This window comes from Mixta intestinalis (assembly GCF_009914055.1).
Taxonomy (GTDB): domain Bacteria; phylum Pseudomonadota; class Gammaproteobacteria; order Enterobacterales; family Enterobacteriaceae; genus Mixta; species Mixta intestinalis.
Window position 1 is genome coordinate 3,581,550 of record NZ_CP028271.1, and the last position, 19,843, is coordinate 3,601,392.

Sequence of the window (19,843 nt, forward strand, 5' to 3'; positions counted from 1 at the left end):
AGATTAGCCACCCGCAAAAGAAATTTAATTATCATTTCTTTCAGATCATCCCGTCATAATAGCCTCATGGCTAAATATTCTGATGAATTAAAAGAAGCGGCCCGCACGCTTTATATTAAAAGCTGGACGCCGAAAGATATTGCGCAGGAATTAAATATTCCACCGCGCACCATTTACCACTGGGCTGACACCGGCGAGTGGGCATCACTGCTGCCGGTCGAATCCGTAGAAAATGTTATCGCACGCCGTATCGATCAGCTGTCACGCCGTGAGAAAAAAACGGCGCTGGAACTGGAAGAACTCCGCGATCTGATAGCACATCACGTCAAACTGATGGCGCAGCGCAACAAGCACGCCGAAAAGCTGGCCGAAATTCAGGCCAAAAAAGTTGCTTATGACGGCGATAATTTCAGCCTGGGCGGTGGCAGTGGCGGCGAACCATGCGAAGGAAAACGCAGGTATAAGAAAAACGACATTTCCGGGCTGACGCCTGAAATGCTCGATACTTGGGCGCGGGAACATCTTTTCGAATACCAGCTACATTGCCGCGAGCATAAAGGCGAAGACTGGCGCTTTATCCTGAAAAGCCGTCAGGTCGGCATGACCTACTATTTTGCATGGGAAGCTTTTGAAGACGCTGTGATCAGCGGTGACAACCAGGTCTTTTTCTCCGCATCCCGCGCACAGTCTGAAATCTTCCGCGAATACATTGTCCAGATTGCGCAGAACCATTTCGGCATCACGCTGACCGGCAAAAATATTCGTCTGAGCAATGGGGCAATCCTGCGCTTTTTGTCCACGAATGCCAGTACCGCCCAGGGCTTCAACGGCCATCTGTACGGCGATGAAGTTTTCTGGATACCCAAATTCACGCGCCTGCATGAAGTCGCCAGCGCAATGGCGACACACAACAAATTCAGGACGACCTACTTTTCAACCCCCAGTGCCAAAACGCACCAAGCCTACCCCGTATGGACCGGTGATGAATGGCGTGGCGACGATCCGAAGCGTAAAGGTGTCGAGTTTCCGAAAGAAGCCGCAATGCGCCAGGGGGTTATCTGCCCGGATGGCATATGGCGTTACATCATCACGATGGAAGACGCGATCAAAGGCGGTTTGGGTGCGCTCGTCGATATTGAACGCCTGCGCAATAAGTACAACCCGACCGCGTTCGCCATGCTTTATATGTGCCAGTTCGTTGACAGCAAAGACGCAGTCTTCAAATTCTCGGCGCTCGTCGCCTGTGAAGTGGATCGCGCCACCTGGGGCGATTATGACCCGACCGCCGCTCGCCCCTTCGGCAATCGTGAAGTCTGGGCAGGCTTCGACCCGTCGCGCTCCGGCGACAACTCCACCTTTGTGATAATCGCTCCTCCTATCCACGATGGGGAACGCTTCCGCGTGCTGGCCTGCTGGCAGTGGCAAGGCTTTAACTTTAGCTGGCAGGCAGACCAGATCCGGCAGCTTATGCGCCGTTTCAACATTACCTATATCGGTATCGACACAACCGGCATCGGGAAAGGGGTGTATGACCTGGTCAGCAAGTTTGCCCCACGCGAAGCGAACGCCATTCTTTACAGCGTCGAAAGTAAAAACCGCCTGGTTATGAAGATGATCGACGTTGTGGAACGTAAGCGCATTGAATGGGCCAAAGACGCCATAGACGAAACCAACAAAGAGCGCGTCGAAATTCCCGCGTCTTTTATGGCTATCCGGCGCACAACAACTAACAGCGGCAACGCATTAACGTTCGTTGCTGAACGTTCCGACGCGACCGGCCACGCGGATGTTTTCTTCGCTATCTCGCACGCCGTAATAAACGAACCTATCGATCACGAATTTGACCGCCCATCGACCTGGGCTTTTGGGAATGCAGCATGACGACAAAGAAACAGCATAAAGCGAAAAAAAACAGAGCAATGACCGGCAGCAACGTTGAAACGTTCACGCCAGGGCGCGGCAGCGTGATCACTTTTGGCGAACCAGAACCCATCCTTACGACCGGCACCGATTATCACAATATTTGGTATGACAACGAAGCGGATCACTGGCGACTGCCGATTGACCGGCTGGCGCTTGCGCAGTTGCCAAACCTGAACGGCCAGCACGGCGGCGTGCTGTACGCGCGGCGAAACATGGTCGCAGGTGGCTACATCAGCGGCGGCCTGACCCCTAACCAGGTCGAACAGATGGTGTTTGACTACCTGCTGTTTGGTGACGTCGCCATCCTGAAAATTCGTAACGTCTTCGGCGAGGTGATCGATCTGCTGCCGCTACCGTCGCTTTACCTGCGCTGCCGGAAAGATGGCTCGTTTGCCGTTCTTCAGGAAGGACCCGCCCTGGTTTATGCCCCGGAAGATATCGTTTTTTATAAAATGTACGACCCGCGCCAGCAGGTTTACGGGTTGCCTGATTACATCGGCGGGATTCATTCGGTATTGCTGAACAGCGAAGCGACCATTTTTCGCCGTCGCTACTATAACAACGGGGCGCATATGGGCTTTATTCTGTATACCAGCGATCCCAACCTCACGCTGGAAATGGAAAACGAAATCAAAGACAAGATCGCGCAGTCAAAAGGTCTGGGCAACTTCCGTAATATGTTTATCAATATCCCCAAAGGGGACCCGGACGGGGTAAAAATTATTCCAGTAGGCGAAGTCAGCGCAAAAGATGAGTTCACCAATATTAAAAGCATTACTGCCCAAGATATTTTTACGGCCCACAGATTCCCCGCGGGCCTAGCGGGCATCATTCCGACCAACGGCGCGGTAATGGGTAACCCCGACACAGCCCGTACTACCTATCGCAAAGATGAAGTTATCCCACTCCAGCGCAAATTTATGAACGGCGTGAACAACGATCCGGAAATCCCGCCACGCCTTCACCTTTATTTCGACGTTGAAAATCCAGTAATTACCATCGAAAAGGGCGAAAAATGAACGCAGTTACGCTAAAATCATCCTCATTGTTAGCAATGGCGTGCGGAGTGGTGAATATGCGAGTTTTTAAAATAAAATGTCCTGAATGCGGCGAACCGGCCATTATTCGTAAATCTGACTGGAAAGATAAAAAACTGGCGGATTTATACTGCGCCTGCACTGAAGTTGAGTGCGGCCACACATTTGTTTTTAACGCCTCATTTTCTCATACACTCAGCCCCAGCGGGCTGACCGGCAACAAGCTGGTTAAGTTTCTGATTGACCGGCTGAAACCTGATGAAAAACAGTTTGCGCTGGATCTCCTTAACAGTCAGAATGCATAAAAAAGCCCGCAGAATGCGGGTTTTATTTATCGGCATATGTTAAACACCATCTTATTTCCCTTGCGAAAAAATAGCGTTCATTATAAATGCATTACTATGAACCATTTTTCTTATATATTTTGTTAAGTTATGAAGTGTTTTAAGATTAATTTATCAATATATTTATTTCAATGGAAATCATTTTGTAGAGGAATAAAGCAACATGGCTGTTGATATGTTTTTGCGCGCCAGCGGCATTACAGGAGAATCTCAGGATATAAACCACAAAGGCTGGACTGATATTACATCGTTTAGCTGGGGAGCCTTACACCCCGGTAATATGTCAGTAGGTAGTGGTGGTGGTGCCGGTAAGGTCACATTCAGTGACCTAAGCATTGAGGCGATGATCGATAAATCTACTTCAGCGTTACTTCGTGCCTGCGCAAACGGAAAGCACCTGGATAAAGTTGAAGTTTCCGTCTGTAAAGCTGGAGAGCAGCAGATAGAATATTGCCGTATCACCCTTGAGGAAGTGCTTATTACTGCTGTCCATTTCCGTGGTATAGATAGCAACGAGAGGTTGAACACACACTATAGCTTCCAGGCAGCAAAAGTAAGACAGCAATACTATGAACAAACAGCCAACGGAGGAAAAGGCCCTGAGGTGTCTGCTGGCTGGAATATCAAAGAAAATCGAGAAATATAAAAAATAATCCTGTTCATAACATGGTTTAGGTTGAGTGTGTAATATATTACAAGGCGCATATATATGGCATTACACGGAAAGATGATTCTGAACAATGCTGATTATTCACCTCTGAGCTTCCCAGGATTAGGAACATTTATGGCGTTCTCAGGCAAAGATCTTTACCGTAACAAAGGTGGATGCGGGACAATTATCAACCGGGGTCCATTGCCTCCCGGAAAATATTATATAGTCGACAGGCCTTCAGGTAGCTGGGTTAACAGCGTGAGGGCATGGGGTATAGACAAAATAAAAAGTACATTTGCGTACCATGTTGACCACTCAGAATGGTTTGCCCTATATCGCGATGATGGGAAAATTGATGATTACACTTTTTTTAAGGGAGTTGCAAGAGGGAGTTTTCGGCTTCATCCGGGGCATGTCTCAGAAGGCTGTATCACTCTTGCCAGCCGTTCAGATTACAATATGTTAAGAAACGCACTCCTGAGAACTTCACGTGTTATTATACCCGGCACAAACTTACAGGCATATGGCACAATCGAGGTGATCAGTTATGACGAAACTTGCTCGTAGAACAGGAAAAGTTATTTTCTTTTTATTACTCATCTTTATTGTAGGCCGTACCTTGGGTGAGCCATACAGCTGGCTTAATTACGATTTCGTTTTGAAATTTGGGCAGCTTATTTATGGACCTGGTGAAATTGGCGCAGAAGCAATAGATGATATCTATTTTTATATTTTTTTTATAATTGTAATAATTATTACCATGTTTATTTATTTTATAGTCATCAAGTTAATTAAGTTAATTAAAAAATAAATAAGTAATGTAATTATCCGCGGGCTCTTTGCCACCCGCCCCCGCATAACCGACGCCACCTATGTAACAAGTTACACAGTTGACGCCGGTTGCCATCAACCCATTAATTTTAAGATTGCATCAAACGCCGCAATAATTTATCTGATGTTATTGCTTCTGTTCTTTTCTTACTGTAGATCCGACCATCGTTTCGTACGTAATAGCATCGTCCCCTTATCATTAGCTCCCCTCCGGCAGCCAGGCGACGAGCCCATAACTTTGTCAGCTCAGAATGCCAACCTAAAGATAGTGCAAAATCTGTAATCGATAAGGTCAGAACGTCATTTTCACTTGCATAAACTGCCTTATTAACTGGCTGCACGACTCTGGTTTCCTTCCATGCAGACTTAACCAAAGCCCGGCGTTCTCGATAAGAAATCTGGCTCAGGTTCATTACATCATTGGGAAGTGCGCCCATACCTTTACCGACATTTTTTTGTTCAAGGGGACAGTTATTGTCACGAGTCCAAGGGGCGCAAGCGCCCTGGTCGGCTGTCGCCTCCTGAACGTCAACGGCCTTACGAACCTTTTTCCACTTCACCGCGTGCGTGCAAATCTTGCCTTCTGCAATCGGGGACCAGATGCCATAGATGCGGATACCGTGATCGCCGTAGGCGCTCGGCTCGTCGTTAAGCTCATATGCCGTGCGGACAAGGTGATATTTGCGGGGAACCAATACACCGCCCTGCTTCATGATGTATGTGGCAAAACAGCCCGCATCAGCCGCCGCCAGTACCGCATCCAGACGCGGGTTATCCAGTACGGGCGCACCCGCTTTGCGTTCGCCCTGCACTCTCGCCGCCTGACCAGCCAGCAGGCGCAGCTCACGGTATGCCTGTCGCCCCGGAATACCAAAGAAACGGAACTGCTGGACACGATGCAGTGACGCCCAGGCGCTGACATGCTCGGCGCTGTCGCGCAGTGATCTGCCGGTTTCTCTGCTGATTTCTTTAGCCAGCCCGCGTCCGTCGATATTCTTGCTGATGTATTTGGCGATGTAGCTGGTCGGTGTGCCCTTGCGCGGGTTGATGAGCTCGGACTTGAAGCGTGGCCCCGTATTGGTGCCCAGCTCTTCGCGGTCTTCACGGATAGCAAACTTACGCAGCAGCGCGGTGATGGAGCGGCGGTCTTTCTTGTGCATGAAGCACAGAAGATGCCAGTGCACGGTGCCGTCATGGTGCGGCTCTGCTACGCGGACGCCATACCAGCGCAGCCCGGCCTTGTGCATTGCCTTGCGAAAAGCGGCGAACGTATTAACCAGGTAATCACTGCTCTGCCGGACGGTGGCGCTGGACCACTTCGGATTGGGTCTGCCGTTATTGAGGGTTGCGTGGAAGCGTGACGGGCAGGTGATGGTATAGAACACAGCGCAGTCGCCGCGCATTTCTGCGATCAGCTCCAGCCCTTTAACGCAGGCCATCATCTCATTACGGCGGTGTGCCGGGTTGCTGTTGCTGGCGTTCACCACCTCTTCCATATCCAGCGTGTCGCCGTCTTCATTGACCAGCTCATGCGAGCGGAAAAACTCCAGCGATTTACGGCGCTGCTCGCGTTTGTGGAGCACGGCTTCGTAGCTGACATACGGGGACGCTTTCTTGTTGACCAGGCAGACGGCGCGCAGCTGTTCTTCCCGCCACTCGCAGCGCATTTGCCACAATTTACGATACCACCAGTCCGCGCACAGCATACGCGCCAGCGACGGGGGGATCAGTTCATAAGGCACCGGCTTGCGGCGGTGCTTTTTGCGGCGTAACTGCTCAAAGGCAGGCGGGATGACCTCAAGGCGCATGGCCTCTGCGGCAACCCTTTCCCATGCCTGACGGATTTCTTCTGGTTTAACATCGTCGCTGACAAACAGATCGCCGCAGGCCGCATCAAGACACATGCTCATATGTGCCGCAACCAGTGTGGAAAGGCGCTTAACCTGATCCTGATTCATTTCAGGCAGCACCAGTAGCCCTTCCAGTCCGTCATGGCTCGCCATGAACCGGAAAGAGGCAGACACCTGACTGTCACGCACGCGCTCCAGGCGTTCAAGGCACGGCCTGATTGTTTCGCGCAAATAGCGGGAATAAGCTTTCGGACGGCCCAGGCCATGGAAATATTTAATCCGTTCCAGCAAAGGCTTGCTGATGTGGGGCGGCATGACGTTAACGTCAGCCAGAATGACCAAATCAGGATTAAAACGCTGCTGCTCGCGGGCCATTTTGGCACGGCTAATCTGGCGGTCCTGCTCCATTTCATGCTGGACAGGATCGCGGGATTCATTGAAGAAATAGCGTTCCCAGACCTCATTACTCAAGGCCTCGCGGCGCAGCTGTTCCTGCTCGTTATCCGCAGCGTAAAGAGCAATCAGGTTTGAAAGCGCAGACTCTGGCGCAACTTCCACCGGGTCCAGATAGGGGTTAATCGCTTTTTTTGGTGCGTTCCATGGAAAGGCTGCGGCGGCCTCATCTGAGCCGCCGTAGTTTTTAACCTCATGATGGCTCACGGGCGCACCTCATAAACGACTGAACAATCAGAGCCGCCAGCTGGATCAACGCCAGCCCAAACTTTCGGTTTCAGTACAGCAATCAGTTCGCCTGCGCTTTTCCCGTCACCCGCAGCAACACCGATGCTGCGTTTTGCATTGATGCGGTTATGGGTGAAACTGCGATACAGGGAACGAGTCAGAAAAGTGTCGCTGTTAGAAGCGACAACCGGATAGCCTTCTAATGCACAGCGTTCAAGAATAGACGCCAGATGATACTGATCGTCTTCTGTAAAACCGGCAGTGTGGTAACCGCTAAATGTGCCATCGTATGGCGGATCACAATAAACAATATCACCAGCCTTTAGCTGCGCCAGCGTTTCTTCATAGCTGGCACAGATAAATGTTGCGCGCTGAGCCTTTTCTGCAAAAACGCGTATTTCACTTTCAGGAAAATACGGATTTTTATAATTACCGTAAGGAACATTGAAAATTCCACTCAGGTTATAGCGACACAAACCACGATAACAATGGCGGTTTAGATATAGAAAATATGCTGCCTTCTCTACCTCATCAGAAATGGAGTAATTGAATTGCTGACGTACACGGTAATAACGAATATCTGTATTAAAATATTTAAATAAATCCTTCGCCATCTGAATGACTGCTTCATGGTCTTTCTGAATCATCAGATAAAGATTAATCAAATCCGGATTAATATCAGCGACAAGATAATGAGGGTAGTCTGTTGCCATCATCACAGCGCAGGAACCCGCGAAAGGCTCAACCAGTCGCAGACCAGCAGGAAGATGCTTAATCAGTTCCGGCATGATGGCGGTTTTATTACCCGCCCATTTTAGAATGGTAGCCATTCAGCACCCCCTGTAAGAACATATACCAGTGTTTCAGCGGGGGTTAACGGGCGAATTGATAACATTACCCAATGACCGGGAATCCAGTTGCCGGGCATAGGAAGAATGTCATTTACAGGCAACATATGGGTAATAATTGCCGCACACACTTTACCGGTGTACTTGCCGTCGTGGTTCCATTCACATAAAGAAAGAACATCACCGACTTTATAGCCCCGGTCATTTCTCCTAAGTTCGGCCTTTTTTTCTCCTGTAACAACAGCATTGAAATAAACAGGGGCAATCTTTAACTGATGAATGCGCAAGGTCATACAGTACCTCCGTTGTAATGCTTGCCTTTCAGCTCTGCGATTTCCTGGCACGTGATGCAGCACTGCACGCCAGGAATGGCGCGGCGGCGAGCTGGCGGAATTGGAGCATCACAGTCAACACAGAGCACACGGGAAGCACCAATACCGGGCTTTTTGCTGCGGGCAGTAAGGATATTGCGCTGAAGTTCATCAGTGACACGCTGTTGTACGAGATCCATTAAATCAGCCATTAATGCCAGTCTCCCCGTGATTCAGCTTCATAACGCGCCGCTTCACGGCGTAGCAATTCTGCGGCCTCTATTGCGGTCATTTCCTTTTGCTGAATGTGGATCGCCAGCGCCTCCATTCGGATTGAAACGGCAAAGGCACAGCTTTTCCGCTCATCCAAGCGGGCCTCTTGAAATAGCTGGGGCAAGCCATCTGGTTTGATTTTGTTGGCACAGGTTTTAATATTTCGCATAGTTGTTCTCTTAAATTTGAGCAATGGGAAGCCTGGCGGGTTTACGCCTGTTTCTTTTTGGTGAGCAGTTATTTGTTAGTTAGGTGCCGTTTCTGGCTCTGGCGGTTTGTCACGAGCTGCCTGCAACTCAGCACAGGGCGCGACATAATCTTCAAATTCCCACGGTATTGATGCAGCGACCTCTGAAAGACGCTTAATACCCATCATTACGCAAGTTTTTTCCGCGTTACTAAGATCGTCATAGGTTAAATTCAGATGTCGCCGGGTTAGCTGTGGTAAACCAGCCACGCGACTGGCAGCTTCGTTCGCAAGAATGAAGATCACCTTTTTGCGCGTTTCATTCAGGCTGTTAAAACGGGTTGCTGTATCGTTAACGCGCGATGCCTTCAGGCTGGCTTGCAGCCGCGCGCGCTGCGCAAGGAACTGGCTACGCCCCGTTTGCCCTAGTTGCTGTTTGCTTTGTTCTGAAAACATAATCACCTCCAGCGATTAAGCGAAAATGCCCATTAGGCGGGCAAACCAGCGACGTTTGTTGCGTGGGCGAGACATAAACGGCAAGCGGCAACCTTTGATAAATTTCACCTCTGCCGCTTTTGGCTGAAAGAAACGGCCGTCCGGTGTTTCAATCCAGCCACGGATGTGCGCCCGGTGTGTTACCTGCTGGCCGTGGTTCAGCAGACTGGCGAATGATGGGCATTGCATCATAGACATGGTCTTCTCCTTACAGACCCATCCACAACAACCATGCGTCGCGCTGTTCTGCCGGGCGGTTATAAAACGCCTCGCGCACTCCACGATTGAACTCAGGAATAAAAACCAGCTTGTCACCAGCTCTGGCCGCTGGTTTTGTCGGATCGCGCAACTCAATAACCGGCAATTTATTGGCTTTAAGCATCGCTTCGACAGCGGTCTTCGGCTTGCCCAGCAATTCCGCAAACTTATCAGGGTGAATTGCGTCCAGCGGATACTGGATAACGTAATCATTCGCTTGCATAACCTTCTCCATTCTCACGTAGTTACATGCTAACCTTGTCGATCCAGCCTTTTTAAACTCGCTCAGGAGCATTCCTGAGAGGGCTGGCCACACCCTCAATGGTTTTAAAAGTAAAACCATTGAGGCGATTTTAGTTTTAGTTTTGGAACCATGTCAAATGAAAATGGGCGAGAAAGTGAAAGCTATACGCGCAGCGGAGAAGATTACGCAGATTAATTTCTGTGAAATCACCGGGATACCACTGAGCACACTTAAAAACTATGAAGGGGGGCACTCTGAACCAAGCCTAACGAATATGTTGTTAATCACCTCACAACCGCGTTTTAAGAAATACACCCTATGGCTAATGACTGACGAAACGGCACCAGAAGCCGGACAGGTTAGTCCGGCCCTCGCACACTCTGGGCAAGAAGAAACAACCTCGCAGCACTCCGGCCGCAAAACTGGCTAAATATTCACCAATGTTACGTTAAGCATAAGCTGGCGTTATTGGTGTCTAAACTTTCAACACATACTCACAAAGGGTTAATTACAAAGAAAACACGCATCCATCGGAGGGTTTTATGACCATTAAACGACTCGATGATGGACGTTATGAAGTGGACATCAGACCACGCGGGCGCGAAGGACGTCGCATTCGCCGGAAGTTTGAAAGGAAGGCTGAAGCAGTAGCCTTTGAACGTTACACACTGGCGAACGCCAACACTAAAGAGTGGGCGGGCCAACGGGCAGACCGGCGCACCCTAAATGAGTTGTTGGACGTTTGGTGGAAGTATCACGGCCAGAACCATGAACACGGCGTCAAAGAGCGTAGGCATCTGATCAAGACTGTTGATGGCCTGGGTAATCCGCCTGTCAGCAGATTGACCAAGCGATCCCTGATGGATTATCGATCTCAGCGTCTGCGCGACGGCATCAGCGCAGCAACAATCAATCGGGAAATTTACCGGCTATCGGGTATGTTCACGCGTCTGATCGCGCTGGAAGAAATGTCAGGGGAAAACCCCATTCATGGGCTGTCGCCGCTGGCGGAAAAAAACCCGGAAATGACGTTTCTCGAAAAAGCGGAGATCGCAAAATTGTTGAACGCTCTGACGGGTGATGCGCTGTTGGTAGCGCTGGTTGCAATCAGCACAGGCGGGCGATGGACAGAAGTTGCGACGCTAAAGCCATCACAAATAGTTAGGGGCCGCGTCACTTTCCTGAAAACAAAAAACGGGAAAAAGAGAACGGTACCCATCAGTGATGAACTTGAGAAGAAAGTTAAGCGGGAGGCCAGCGGCCAGCTGTTTAAAGTGGATTATGACAAATTTTGTGCGGTGCTGCGTAGCGTCAAACCGGATATGCCAGCTCAACAGGCTACCCACGTCTTACGCCACACGTTTGCGAGCCACTTTATGATGCAGGGCGGGAATATCATTGCATTGCAGCAAATCTTGGGGCACGCGAATATTCAGCAGACCATGATGTATGCTCATCTATCTCCTGATTATCTGCAAAATGCAGTCGCGCTAAATCCGCTGGGTGGAGGGGTGTCACTATGATCCTGAGTGTCCACATTGTGTCCACACTCAAAAAATTTTAAGCCCGCCCCAGAACGTTACAGCTTTTTGTAAGCGTCTGTTTTTAAGAAGTTTGTGAGGTAAGTCCCTGATAAAAAAAACCCCGCCATCATGGCGGGGAAGACAGGGATGGTGAAGGAATCCAGTCAGTAACACAATGGAATAAAAGGATTTATTTCAATCTTCGTCTACATTTTGACTACACTTCGACAAAAAGCCCTGTATTTGCAATGCAGGGCTTTCCTTGATTTGATGGTGACGACTTTTTTACTGGTGTGAATTTGCACAAACTAAAGGAGCGTCATAGATGACAATGACTACATGCAGGAAGTGCGGGAGCGAAGTCGCTCGCAAAGAAAAAAAATGCCCGTATTGTGATGTTAAAAAACCAGGGGATCGATGGTGGCACCCTTTAGCTGCCCTGGCTGTTCTCATAGTGGTTTTAGGGATTATTCCGAAGGCGTGTTCTTATATACCAGAAGCACCAAATGATACATCGTCTAACTATAAAAACACCTCACTAAAGCAATGGCGTGGCTTAGATAAAGGTGAGCGCTCTAAAATTATTGAAAGCTATTTATCTCAATCTGGCTTACCTCTAAGCGCATCAACCGATTTTTACAAATGTATTAGCCAGCACTCATATACGAAAAATGATGATATCAAGGCTTCCGAGGCACTCGATTGGTGTAAGCAAGATTATCAGAAGGATCCGTCTTCTTTAGCCAAGATGGTAGATTTTGACGTTTTCAGAAGTAATGTCAGATTGTTTGATAGCTCATACCAACCGCTTATTGCTGCAATAAAAGACGACATGAATGATCCGTCTTCATTCAAACATTTGGAAACTAAGTATCGGTTTATCCTGGATGGTGCAGCACCTTACGCCATTGCCACAACCACTTATCAAGGTGCCAATAGTTATGGCGCAACGGTGAAAAATCAGTTATCCGCTAAAATCGATCTGAAGACTGGTCATATTGTCGAATACTTACGATGAAACAAAACCCCGCGATTTTCGCGGGGTTCTTTTATAACGCAAGATTCAACTGATCCCTTCCATAGTGGGACGCCGGGAAGGCATCACGAGGGATGAAGTCAGGCGGTAGCGGTGCAACACCTGCGCGTTTTGTTACTTCCCTTTCCACGCTGTTAAGCGTGGTGAATGACCGGCTACATTCAAGATTCTGACACTGGTGATATTGACGGATTGTCATATCGGTTATTTTACGGCTGGTACGGGTGCGGGCCATAGCGCCGCAAAATGGACATCTGAACATAATGATGGCTCCCCTGTGGGAGTTGAACTCCATTTCATTTTATTCAGTTTCCGCGATCCAGTCAGGTATTTTTGCTTCCAGCTCCAGCCGGGTGGTAAAACCGCTGTCGTCTATGACGTGCTCAGCACGCGCAATGATCCAGTCCTGATTGTCTATTTCATCCTTAAAACCGCTAACCGTGACGTGCATTTCGGGATAAAGCTCAGCGCGGCCACGCGCCAGGGTGATCGAAAACTCTGCTGCACCACGCTGAAGCTGTTGCCACTTTGCCGCCGCCGCACGTTTCGCCGCCTCTTCATTCTGGTAAGTTTTGCGCAGCACATAGACGTTACCGTCTGCACCCTCCATGTAATCGCCCTCACGGCTGCTGCTCTTCTCTTTTTTGGGCTTTGCAGGCTTGCGGCGCTTAACACTGACCTTTTTCTTTTTGCCGAAATTGAGATCCAGCCAGTAAGCCCTGACACCGGTATACGCATCCCGATCGGCAATACGAAAGCGGTGCCGGTCGCCACTTGTGCGGTCAATACTGGCAGAGGGTAGCGCCTTCCCGTCAGCGGTCACACCACCACCCGGCAGGATAAACAGCAGACTGCCGTTCTTGACGGTGGCAATTGCACCCAGCATGTCCGCCATGCGGGTAAGGAAAGACATATCGCTTTCCTGCGTCTGGTCGGCGTGATCAATCTCAATATCCATGAGCATTTCACTGATCTGCGCCTTCAGTCCGTAGCGGTGCGCTATTGCCGACACAACACGCTCTACGGTCACGTCATGCCATGAGACTTCGCGCTTTACGTTGAACTCTTCACGAAAATCAGCGCTGCGGGCAGTAACGCCAATGGTATCTGCCGGGCCTTCATGGGATACCTCGTCAACCGTGTACAGTCCCTTGTAAATCAACGGTTCACCCAGCCAGCCAAATGATACGGCAAGCTCGGCCCCGCGCGGCGGCAGTGCAACCTTACCGTCACTGTCATCAATGGAAATAGATAGCTGATCAGCATCAAAGCCTCTGTTGTCCGTCAGTGACAACGACATGATCCGATCATCAAGCTGCGTCAGCACCTTGCCGCCCATCGTAATGCTGAATCCCGGACTTTTTACCGCCTCGGTAAGTGAATCGTTATAACTGCTGACGGCGTCATTAAGTGATTTGGTCAGGTCTGTAAGTGCCATGCTTTCCCCCTTCTTCCGGCGAAGGATCCCACGCGCGCGGGAGAGACCAAATCGGTTTTTGTTGTCACCGTCCGGCCAGACCCGCAATAGCGTGAGTGACGGTCGAACATGGGGGATTATCACTGCGAACTCAATAACGTAATGGTGGAAACTATGGCGGAAGATCGCTTTCATGGTGCCCGCATCCGGGAGAATACCGACCTTGTGGCGGCTATCAATGACATTGAATCGAATGTCATTGGGGTTGTCGCCGTGGCGGATGATGCCGACGCGGAAGCCTTTCCCCTGAATACTCCCGTGTTAGTGACACGGGTTAACAACGTGCTGGGTAAGGCGGGTAAAACCGGCTCCCTGTACAAAACACTTAAAGCCATCGCTGACCAGACCAGCCCAAAGGTGATTGTGGTGCGCGTGGCAACGGCTACGGAAGAGGAAGGCGGTAAAACGCAGGCACAGCTTATCATGGGCGGCACGGCAGAAGATGGCAGCTATACCGGCATGTACGCATTTCTGACGGCTGAACAGAAGGTCGGCTATCGTCCGCGCATTCTGGCTGTGCCGGGATACGACACGGAAGAAGTGACCTCCGCGTTGTGCGTCATTGCGCAAAACCTGCGCGCGTTTGTCTATGCCAGTTGTTACGGCTGTAAGACGATGGCTGAAGCTACCGCCTACCGCGCAACCTTCGCCTATCGTGAGCTAATGCTTATCTGGCCTGATTTTATCGCATACAACCCGCTGACCGGAGAGAACGAAACCTTCCCTGCCCCGGCGTATGCCTGCGGCCTGCGTGCGCTGATTGACAACAATCAGGGCTGGCATAAATCGCTTTCCAACGTGTCAGTCAGCAACGTGCTGGGTATTTCTCAGGATGTTTTCTGGTCGCTTCAGGCTGAAGACAGCGACGCGAACGAACTGAACAACAAGGAGATCACGACGCTCATCAAGCGTAACGGTTTCCGGTTCTGGGGAAACCGCGTCACGGATACCAAAGATTACATCTTTGAGGTTTATACCCGTACCGCCCAGATTCTGGCTGACAGCATTGCGGAAGCGCAGTTTGAGGCCATTGACGAGCCGCTTACCCCGGCCAACGTCAAGGACGTGGTCAGCGGTATCAGCGGGAAACTCAGCTCATTGGTGACGCAGGGGCGGCTAATCGGCGCTGAATGCTGGTTTGATATCCTGGATAACCCGACAACCGGTCTCCGTCAGGGTCAGGTGCGCATTCGCTATAAATATACGCCGGTTCCGCCGATGGAGGATCTGACGATGTACCAGACCTTCACTGATGAATACTTTGAATCGGCGTTCTCTTCGCTGGGAGGTGCATAAATGGCGGTCCCTCACAAACTGCGCCTGTTCACCTGCTTTGTGAACGGCAGCAATTGCATCGGCAAAGTCTCTTCCGTGACGCTGCCAAAGCTGACACGCAAGACGGAAGATTTTCAGGGCGGCGGGATGATTGGATCCGCAGCTGTGGATCTCGGTCTGGACAGTGGCGCGCTGGATACCACGATGGTGGTTGGCGGTCTGGTTCAGTCGCTTCTGCTGAACTACTGCGGCGATATCGACGAGACCCGCTTCCGCTTCGCCGGTGAGTATTACACCGATGGTGAAAGCCTGCTGGTTGAGGTCGAACTGCGCGGCCGCATCACCGAAATGGACGGCGGTGAAAGCAAGCAGGGAGAAGACACCTCCGTCAGCTACACGATGAAGAACACCTATTACAGGCTCACCATCGACGATAAGCCGTTGTTTGAGTTTGATCTGCTGAACTTCATCTACAAGAAAGACGGCAAGAATATCTACCCTGACCGCATTACGTCTGCGCTGGGAATGGGTAACTGATTAACCTGATAAGTGGCGGCACACCCGTGCCGCCCGGAGTATTCAACAATGAGCAAAAAAAACGATAACGCCATTACTTTGGCAAAACCCGTTGTTCGCGGCGATGAGAAAATTACTCAGGTAACGATCACGGATGAGATCAAACAGGCTGGCTCCCTGCGCGGGCTGAAGCTGGTTAACGTGATGAATATGGATGTGGATTCGGTGGCGATACTGCTGACTCGCGTCACGTCACCACGCCTCAAGCAGACCGAAATCAACGAAATGGATACCCGCGATTTTGTCAGCCTGTCAGAAGCGCTCGTCCCTTTTTTGACGCCTGCGGGGTCTGGAGCATCGAGCGAGGCGGAGACGGAGAATCAGTAACACTCCTGCGGTTCGACCTGATCGACGATCTGGTCGCTGATATCGCGGTTGTTTTCAACTGGCCGCCCTCTGAAGTCTTCACGATGGAACTGGGCGAAGTCATAGCCTGGCGTGAGCGGGCGGCTGTCCGAAGTGGAGCCAGTGACAGTGAAAAGCCTTAATATCCGCGTCGCGTTCAGCGCGATCGATAAACTTACCCGCCCGGTCAATGCCGCCCGCCAGAGTGCGGGCGGTTTGTCTGAATCCCTCAAAAAAACGCAATCCAGCATTAAAGATCTGGACAGCCAGTCCCGCACGTTCAACCGCCTGCGCGACAGCGTGCAAAAGACCTCCCGCAAAATTGACGACGCCAGCCGGACGCTTGAAGGGCTGAATCAGGCGCAGCGGGAAGGTACACAGCTTACAGACAAGCAAAAAGCACATATGGCAGCACTGGCCGCAAAGCTGGAGCGCCTTAACTCTGCACGCACGCAGGAAATGGTTAAGCTGCGTGCTGCCTCACAGGCGCTGCGCAGCCACGGCGTTTCGCTGGTCGGCAGCGATCGCACCATTCAGAGCGCCATACGTCGAACCGAACAGTACAACCAGACGCTGGAGCGTGAACGGCGACAGCTTGCCGCTGTCACGCAGGCACGGGCGCGCTATGACCAGATGCAGCAAACAGCGGGCAAACTTCGCGGCGGTGGCACGATGGCCGTTGCCGGGGCCACTGCTGCCGGTTATGCAGCGGGACGCTTTTTATCCCCCGCCGTTGGGTTTGACCGTGAAATGTCCCGCGTGCAGGCGCTGACCCGCATAGACAAAAGCTCCGTTGACTTTTCAGCACTTCGTGAGCAGGCCAAAAAGCTGGGCGCTGAAACACAGTTCACCACGACTGACGCCGCCAGCGGGCAGGCGTTTCTCGCTATGGCCGGTTTCACTCCGCAGGCCATTCAGGCCGCACTGCCCGGCGTGCTCAATATGGCGCTGGCCGGTGGTATGGATTTAGGCGAAAGCGCCGATATCAGCTCAAATATTCTGTCTCAGTTCCGCCTCGACCCTAAAGAAATGGATCGCGTCAGTGACGTACTAACGGGGGCGTTTACCCGCACCAACACCGATCTGCAAAATATCGGTGAGGCGATGAAGTACGCCGGGACAGGTCTTTCTAATCTTGGCGTCAGCGTTGAACAGACAACAGCCATGATCGGCGTAATGGCGAACGTAGGCCTGCGCGGGAGTATCGCCGGTACAGGTTTGCAGGCCACAATTTTCACGCCTTGCCGCGCCAACCGGCAGGGCAAAAACCGCGCTTAAAGAATTGGGCGTAGAAGTCGCTGACGCAACGGGGAAAATGCGCCCTGCTGAAGTGGTTCTAACCGATCTCTATAAAAAGATCAGCAAGTACGGGGATACCGATAAGCTCTCATTTTTCAAAGATATTGCCGGTGAAGAGGCGTCAAAGTCATTCCAGGCTCTGGTTATGTCGGCCGGGAGCGGCGAACTTCAGAAGCTGCTGGGTGAACTGAAAAACGCCAAAGGTGAGGCACAGAAAGCCGCCAAAATAATGGCGGATAACCTTGACGGCGATCTCAAAAATCTGGACAGCGCCTGGGAAGGCTTCCGTATCCAGATTAACGATCTCGTCGATAATCAGCTTCGCGCCCTGACTCAGGGACTGAGTGACGTTGTGGGGAACATGACGCAGTGGGCGAAGGAAAATCCAAAGCTCGCCCAATCCCTGCTGGTTGTCGGTGGTAGCGTTCTGGCACTGACCGCCGCCATTGGCGGCACATCGCTGGCGATCGGCCTGCTGATGGGGCCACTGGCTAAACTTCAGTTAGGTTTTACCCTGCTGACAGGAGGCAGGGGCATAGCCGGAACGGTTGCCGCTCTGCGAACACTCGGCACAGCTTCTGGCCCGGCAATGGCAAGCGTGCGCGGATGGGGGCCAGTTCTCGGCTCGTTAGCAGGGAAAATGCGGGGAGTTTCAACCATCATCCCCGCTATGCGTGGCGCACTTATGGGGGTATTTCTTGCCCCTGGTGCCGCACTGGGAGCACTGACTAAAAACCTCGGAATGCTCGCCCTCCGTCTGACAGGTTTACCGGCCATATGGAGCATGATCACTACTGCGGTGTCTATGCTGGGTACAGCGCTGTCACTGCTGTTTAGTCCGATTGGCCTGTTAGTAGCGGCGTTTATTGCTGCCGGAGTGCTTATCTGGCGGTATTGGGAGCCTCTTAAAGCATTTTTTGCAGGTGTATTCACCGGCATCATGGAAAGACTCGCACCATTACGCGAGACCTTCGCGCAGTTCAGCCCCATCTTTGATGCAATGAGCAACGGTATCAGTCAGGTCTTTAACTGGTTCAAATCTCTGCTTTCCCCAATGGAGTCCAGCAAGGAAACGCTGGATAAATGCGCCAGCGCCGGTGAGGTGTTCGGTAACGTTCTGGGTGGTGCGCTCCAGCTTGTTCTTACGCCTGCGAAAATGCTGCTGGATACGCTGGCATGGATACTCAAAAAACTCGGCGTTCTGCCTGATGAAGCCGAAAAAGCCAGGAAGAAGATCGAAGACGCGCAGCGTATGGCCGTTCTTCAGGACAAAATAGCTTTTCTTCAGGGTGATATTGCTAAGGTTGCACCGAAAAAAGCTGAGGTGAAAAACGTTCCGCCTGGCACACCACAACCCACATCACCGCTGACCGGCGATAACGGCACTATGCGCCGATTGCAGAATATCGACAGCAACACCAAAGCGACAGCCGACAACACGAAGAAGATCGGCCCCGGCGATATCGTGTTTAAAAACCTGCCGCGTGCGCTGGCCGTTCGTGGGGAATGGAAGGAATCGCAGCTGGCCAGCACGGTCAGGAACAACGGGTTAAGCGCACGTCCCGCAGTGGTAGCGGCATCGCTTCCCGTTAAACAGGCGGAACTTCCGCCAGTCAGCCGCAGCGCCAGCAATATACCGGTTGCCGCTGGCGGCTTTACAGGGGAAATCCATGTACATCTTCACGGCGTTGACCGGCAGGACGCGCGCGAAATTGGCAGGATTGCCGCCGACGCAGTGAATGCCGAAATGGCCCGCCTTGCGCGGCTCAATCGCGGCAGCTTCAAAGACAGAGATTAAGGGGAGGCAACATTATGATGATGATATACGGAATGTTCGTTTTTGAACTGAAGACACTGCCTTACCAGCAACTGCGGCACTCACTGAACTGGCGTCATGTGAAGAATGATCGCATCAACCGATCAGCAAAATGGCAGTACATCGGCGCGGGTGAGACGCAGATCAACCTTGACGGGGTGCTTTACCCGGAAATTACGGGCGGAGACGTATCTCTTACCGTGCTGGCAACGCAGGCATACACCGGGCGTCCGTGGCCTTTAATCAGCGGCGCGGGGCAGATTTACGGGATGTATGTGCTGACCGGACTACAGGCCACGCATACGGAATTTGACCGCTACGGAAAGGCGAAAAAAATAGAGTTTTCAATCAGCTTCCAGCGCTGCGATGAAGACCTTCGCGAACGCCTGCAAGCATCGTCCGTTGGCGATCTGCTTTCAGGGCTGAAGGATAAAGCCACGTCTGCCTACAACTCTGCCAGTAGTACGCTGTCTGGCCTGTTCTGACGGCATCCACATAAAACTAAAGCGGGCATTTGCCCGCTTCATCTTCCGGAACACACCGCCATAGCTGACAGTGCTGC

Annotated in this window: 24 protein-coding genes and 1 pseudogene; 15 read left to right on the forward strand and 10 right to left on the reverse strand. The window is 51.4% G+C overall.

All coding sequences use genetic code 11. The annotated features are described in order from the left end of the window. Positions 1 to 66: 66 nt before the first annotated feature. The 6 genes from C7M51_RS16580 to C7M51_RS16605 all read left to right on the forward strand — a co-directional run bounded on the left by C7M51_RS16580 (position 67) and on the right by C7M51_RS16605 (position 4,767). Positions 67 to 1,881: a terminase large subunit domain-containing protein gene (locus C7M51_RS16580; protein WP_160251146.1), complete on the forward strand. Its 1,815-nt coding sequence runs from the start codon at positions 67 to 69 to the stop codon at positions 1,879 to 1,881. Further along, positions 1,878 to 2,942, forward strand: a complete 1,065-nt coding sequence (locus C7M51_RS16585) for a phage portal protein (RefSeq protein WP_425280977.1) — start codon at positions 1,878 to 1,880, stop codon at positions 2,940 to 2,942. Before C7M51_RS16580 ends, C7M51_RS16585 begins: the two co-directional genes overlap by 4 nt. 56 nt (positions 2,943 to 2,998) lie before the next feature. Further along, entirely contained in the window at positions 2,999 to 3,265 is a 267-nt protein-coding gene (locus tag C7M51_RS16590; protein WP_160251145.1) for an Ogr/Delta-like zinc finger protein, read from the forward strand. A 202-nt stretch (positions 3,266 to 3,467) separates the two neighbouring features. Beyond that, entirely contained in the window at positions 3,468 to 3,950 is a 483-nt protein-coding gene (locus C7M51_RS16595) for an Hcp family type VI secretion system effector (RefSeq protein ID WP_160251144.1), read from the forward strand. A 63-nt stretch (positions 3,951 to 4,013) separates the two neighbouring features. Continuing rightward, on the forward strand, positions 4,014 to 4,523 hold the full coding sequence (locus tag C7M51_RS16600) for a DUF2778 domain-containing protein (RefSeq protein WP_160251143.1): 510 nt from the start codon (positions 4,014 to 4,016) through the stop codon (positions 4,521 to 4,523). Then, the gene (locus C7M51_RS16605) at positions 4,504 to 4,767 is read left to right on the forward strand and encodes a hypothetical protein (protein WP_160251142.1); all 264 of its coding nucleotides are present in this window, start codon (positions 4,504 to 4,506) and stop codon (positions 4,765 to 4,767) included. Before C7M51_RS16600 ends, C7M51_RS16605 begins: the two co-directional genes overlap by 20 nt. A gap of 109 nt (positions 4,768 to 4,876) precedes the next feature. Here C7M51_RS16605 and C7M51_RS16610 read toward each other — a convergent pair whose 3' ends face one another. The 8 genes from C7M51_RS16610 to C7M51_RS16645 form a co-directional block, all read right to left on the reverse strand. Continuing rightward, a complete protein-coding gene (locus tag C7M51_RS16610; protein WP_244316895.1) occupies positions 4,877 to 7,297 on the reverse strand; it encodes a replication endonuclease in 2,421 nt (806 codons plus the stop codon). Then, a complete protein-coding gene (locus tag C7M51_RS16615; protein WP_160251141.1) occupies positions 7,294 to 8,148 on the reverse strand; it encodes a DNA adenine methylase in 855 nt (284 codons plus the stop codon). The genes C7M51_RS16610 and C7M51_RS16615 overlap by 4 nt, the downstream gene beginning before the upstream one ends. Beyond that, positions 8,133 to 8,459 (reverse strand): DUF3850 domain-containing protein, encoded by a 327-nt coding sequence (locus C7M51_RS16620; RefSeq protein ID WP_160251140.1) that lies wholly within the window; start codon positions 8,457 to 8,459, stop codon positions 8,133 to 8,135. The genes C7M51_RS16615 and C7M51_RS16620 overlap by 16 nt, the downstream gene beginning before the upstream one ends. Then, a complete protein-coding gene (locus C7M51_RS16625; RefSeq protein WP_160251139.1) occupies positions 8,456 to 8,689 on the reverse strand; it encodes a TraR/DksA family transcriptional regulator in 234 nt (77 codons plus the stop codon). The genes C7M51_RS16620 and C7M51_RS16625 overlap by 4 nt, the downstream gene beginning before the upstream one ends. Beyond that, entirely contained in the window at positions 8,689 to 8,919 is a 231-nt protein-coding gene (locus C7M51_RS16630; protein WP_160251138.1) for a DUF2732 family protein, read from the reverse strand. The genes C7M51_RS16625 and C7M51_RS16630 overlap by 1 nt, the downstream gene beginning before the upstream one ends. A 75-nt stretch (positions 8,920 to 8,994) precedes the next feature. Next, positions 8,995 to 9,393: a hypothetical protein gene (locus C7M51_RS16635; protein WP_160251137.1), complete on the reverse strand. Its 399-nt coding sequence runs from the start codon at positions 9,391 to 9,393 to the stop codon at positions 8,995 to 8,997. Between the two features lie 15 nt (positions 9,394 to 9,408). Then, positions 9,409 to 9,630, reverse strand: coding sequence for a phage filamentation protein Fil family protein (locus tag C7M51_RS16640; protein WP_160251136.1), 222 nt, complete (start codon positions 9,628 to 9,630; stop codon positions 9,409 to 9,411). 10 nt (positions 9,631 to 9,640) lie between these two features. Then, positions 9,641 to 9,913, reverse strand: coding sequence for a Cox family DNA-binding protein (locus C7M51_RS16645; RefSeq protein WP_160251135.1), 273 nt, complete (start codon positions 9,911 to 9,913; stop codon positions 9,641 to 9,643). 157 nt (positions 9,914 to 10,070) lie between these two features. On the opposite strand from C7M51_RS16645, the gene C7M51_RS16650 reads away from it, so the two are divergent. From C7M51_RS16650 to C7M51_RS16660, 3 genes are all read left to right on the forward strand, one after another. Continuing rightward, entirely contained in the window at positions 10,071 to 10,364 is a 294-nt protein-coding gene (locus tag C7M51_RS16650) for a helix-turn-helix domain-containing protein (protein ID WP_160251134.1), read from the forward strand. Positions 10,365 to 10,476: 112 nt separating this feature from the next. Then, positions 10,477 to 11,457: a phage integrase gene (locus C7M51_RS16655; protein ID WP_160251133.1), complete on the forward strand. Its 981-nt coding sequence runs from the start codon at positions 10,477 to 10,479 to the stop codon at positions 11,455 to 11,457. Positions 11,458 to 11,782: 325 nt separating this feature from the next. Next, positions 11,783 to 12,475 carry a hypothetical protein gene (locus tag C7M51_RS16660; protein WP_160622705.1) on the forward strand — a complete coding sequence of 231 codons (693 nt, stop codon included), beginning with the start codon at positions 11,783 to 11,785 and terminating at the stop codon, positions 12,473 to 12,475. A gap of 31 nt (positions 12,476 to 12,506) precedes the next feature. On the opposite strand, the gene C7M51_RS16665 is transcribed toward C7M51_RS16660, so the two are convergent. Together C7M51_RS16665 and C7M51_RS16670 are read right to left on the reverse strand one after the other, a co-directional pair. Continuing rightward, positions 12,507 to 12,755 (reverse strand): ogr/Delta-like zinc finger family protein, encoded by a 249-nt coding sequence (locus tag C7M51_RS16665; RefSeq protein WP_078002107.1) that lies wholly within the window; start codon positions 12,753 to 12,755, stop codon positions 12,507 to 12,509. 39 nt (positions 12,756 to 12,794) lie between these two features. Continuing rightward, the gene (locus C7M51_RS16670) at positions 12,795 to 13,931 is read right to left on the reverse strand and encodes a phage late control D family protein (RefSeq protein WP_160623683.1); all 1,137 of its coding nucleotides are present in this window, start codon (positions 13,929 to 13,931) and stop codon (positions 12,795 to 12,797) included. 153 nt (positions 13,932 to 14,084) lie between these two features. Here C7M51_RS16670 and C7M51_RS16675 point away from each other — a divergent pair, with 153 nt between their 5' ends. The 6 genes and pseudogenes from C7M51_RS16675 to C7M51_RS16700 all read left to right on the forward strand — a co-directional run bounded on the left by C7M51_RS16675 (position 14,085) and on the right by C7M51_RS16700 (position 19,766). Beyond that, positions 14,085 to 15,266: a phage tail sheath subtilisin-like domain-containing protein gene (locus C7M51_RS16675; protein ID WP_160622706.1), complete on the forward strand. Its 1,182-nt coding sequence runs from the start codon at positions 14,085 to 14,087 to the stop codon at positions 15,264 to 15,266. Further along, positions 15,267 to 15,782: a phage major tail tube protein gene (locus C7M51_RS16680; RefSeq protein ID WP_047364084.1), complete on the forward strand. Its 516-nt coding sequence runs from the start codon at positions 15,267 to 15,269 to the stop codon at positions 15,780 to 15,782. Positions 15,783 to 15,830: 48 nt separating this feature from the next. Continuing rightward, a complete protein-coding gene (locus C7M51_RS16685) occupies positions 15,831 to 16,148 on the forward strand; it encodes a phage tail assembly protein (RefSeq protein ID WP_160622707.1) in 318 nt (105 codons plus the stop codon). 5 nt (positions 16,149 to 16,153) lie between these two features. After that, positions 16,154 to 16,309, forward strand: coding sequence for a GpE family phage tail protein (locus C7M51_RS16690; protein ID WP_032424037.1), 156 nt, complete (start codon positions 16,154 to 16,156; stop codon positions 16,307 to 16,309). Beyond that, a pseudogene (locus tag C7M51_RS16695) lies at positions 16,296 to 19,263 on the forward strand (phage tail tape measure protein). The gene C7M51_RS16690 and the pseudogene C7M51_RS16695 overlap by 14 nt, the downstream one beginning before the upstream one ends. 14 nt (positions 19,264 to 19,277) lie before the next feature. Continuing rightward, positions 19,278 to 19,766, forward strand: coding sequence for a phage tail protein (locus C7M51_RS16700; RefSeq protein ID WP_014072465.1), 489 nt, complete (start codon positions 19,278 to 19,280; stop codon positions 19,764 to 19,766). Positions 19,767 to 19,843 lie beyond the last annotated feature (77 nt).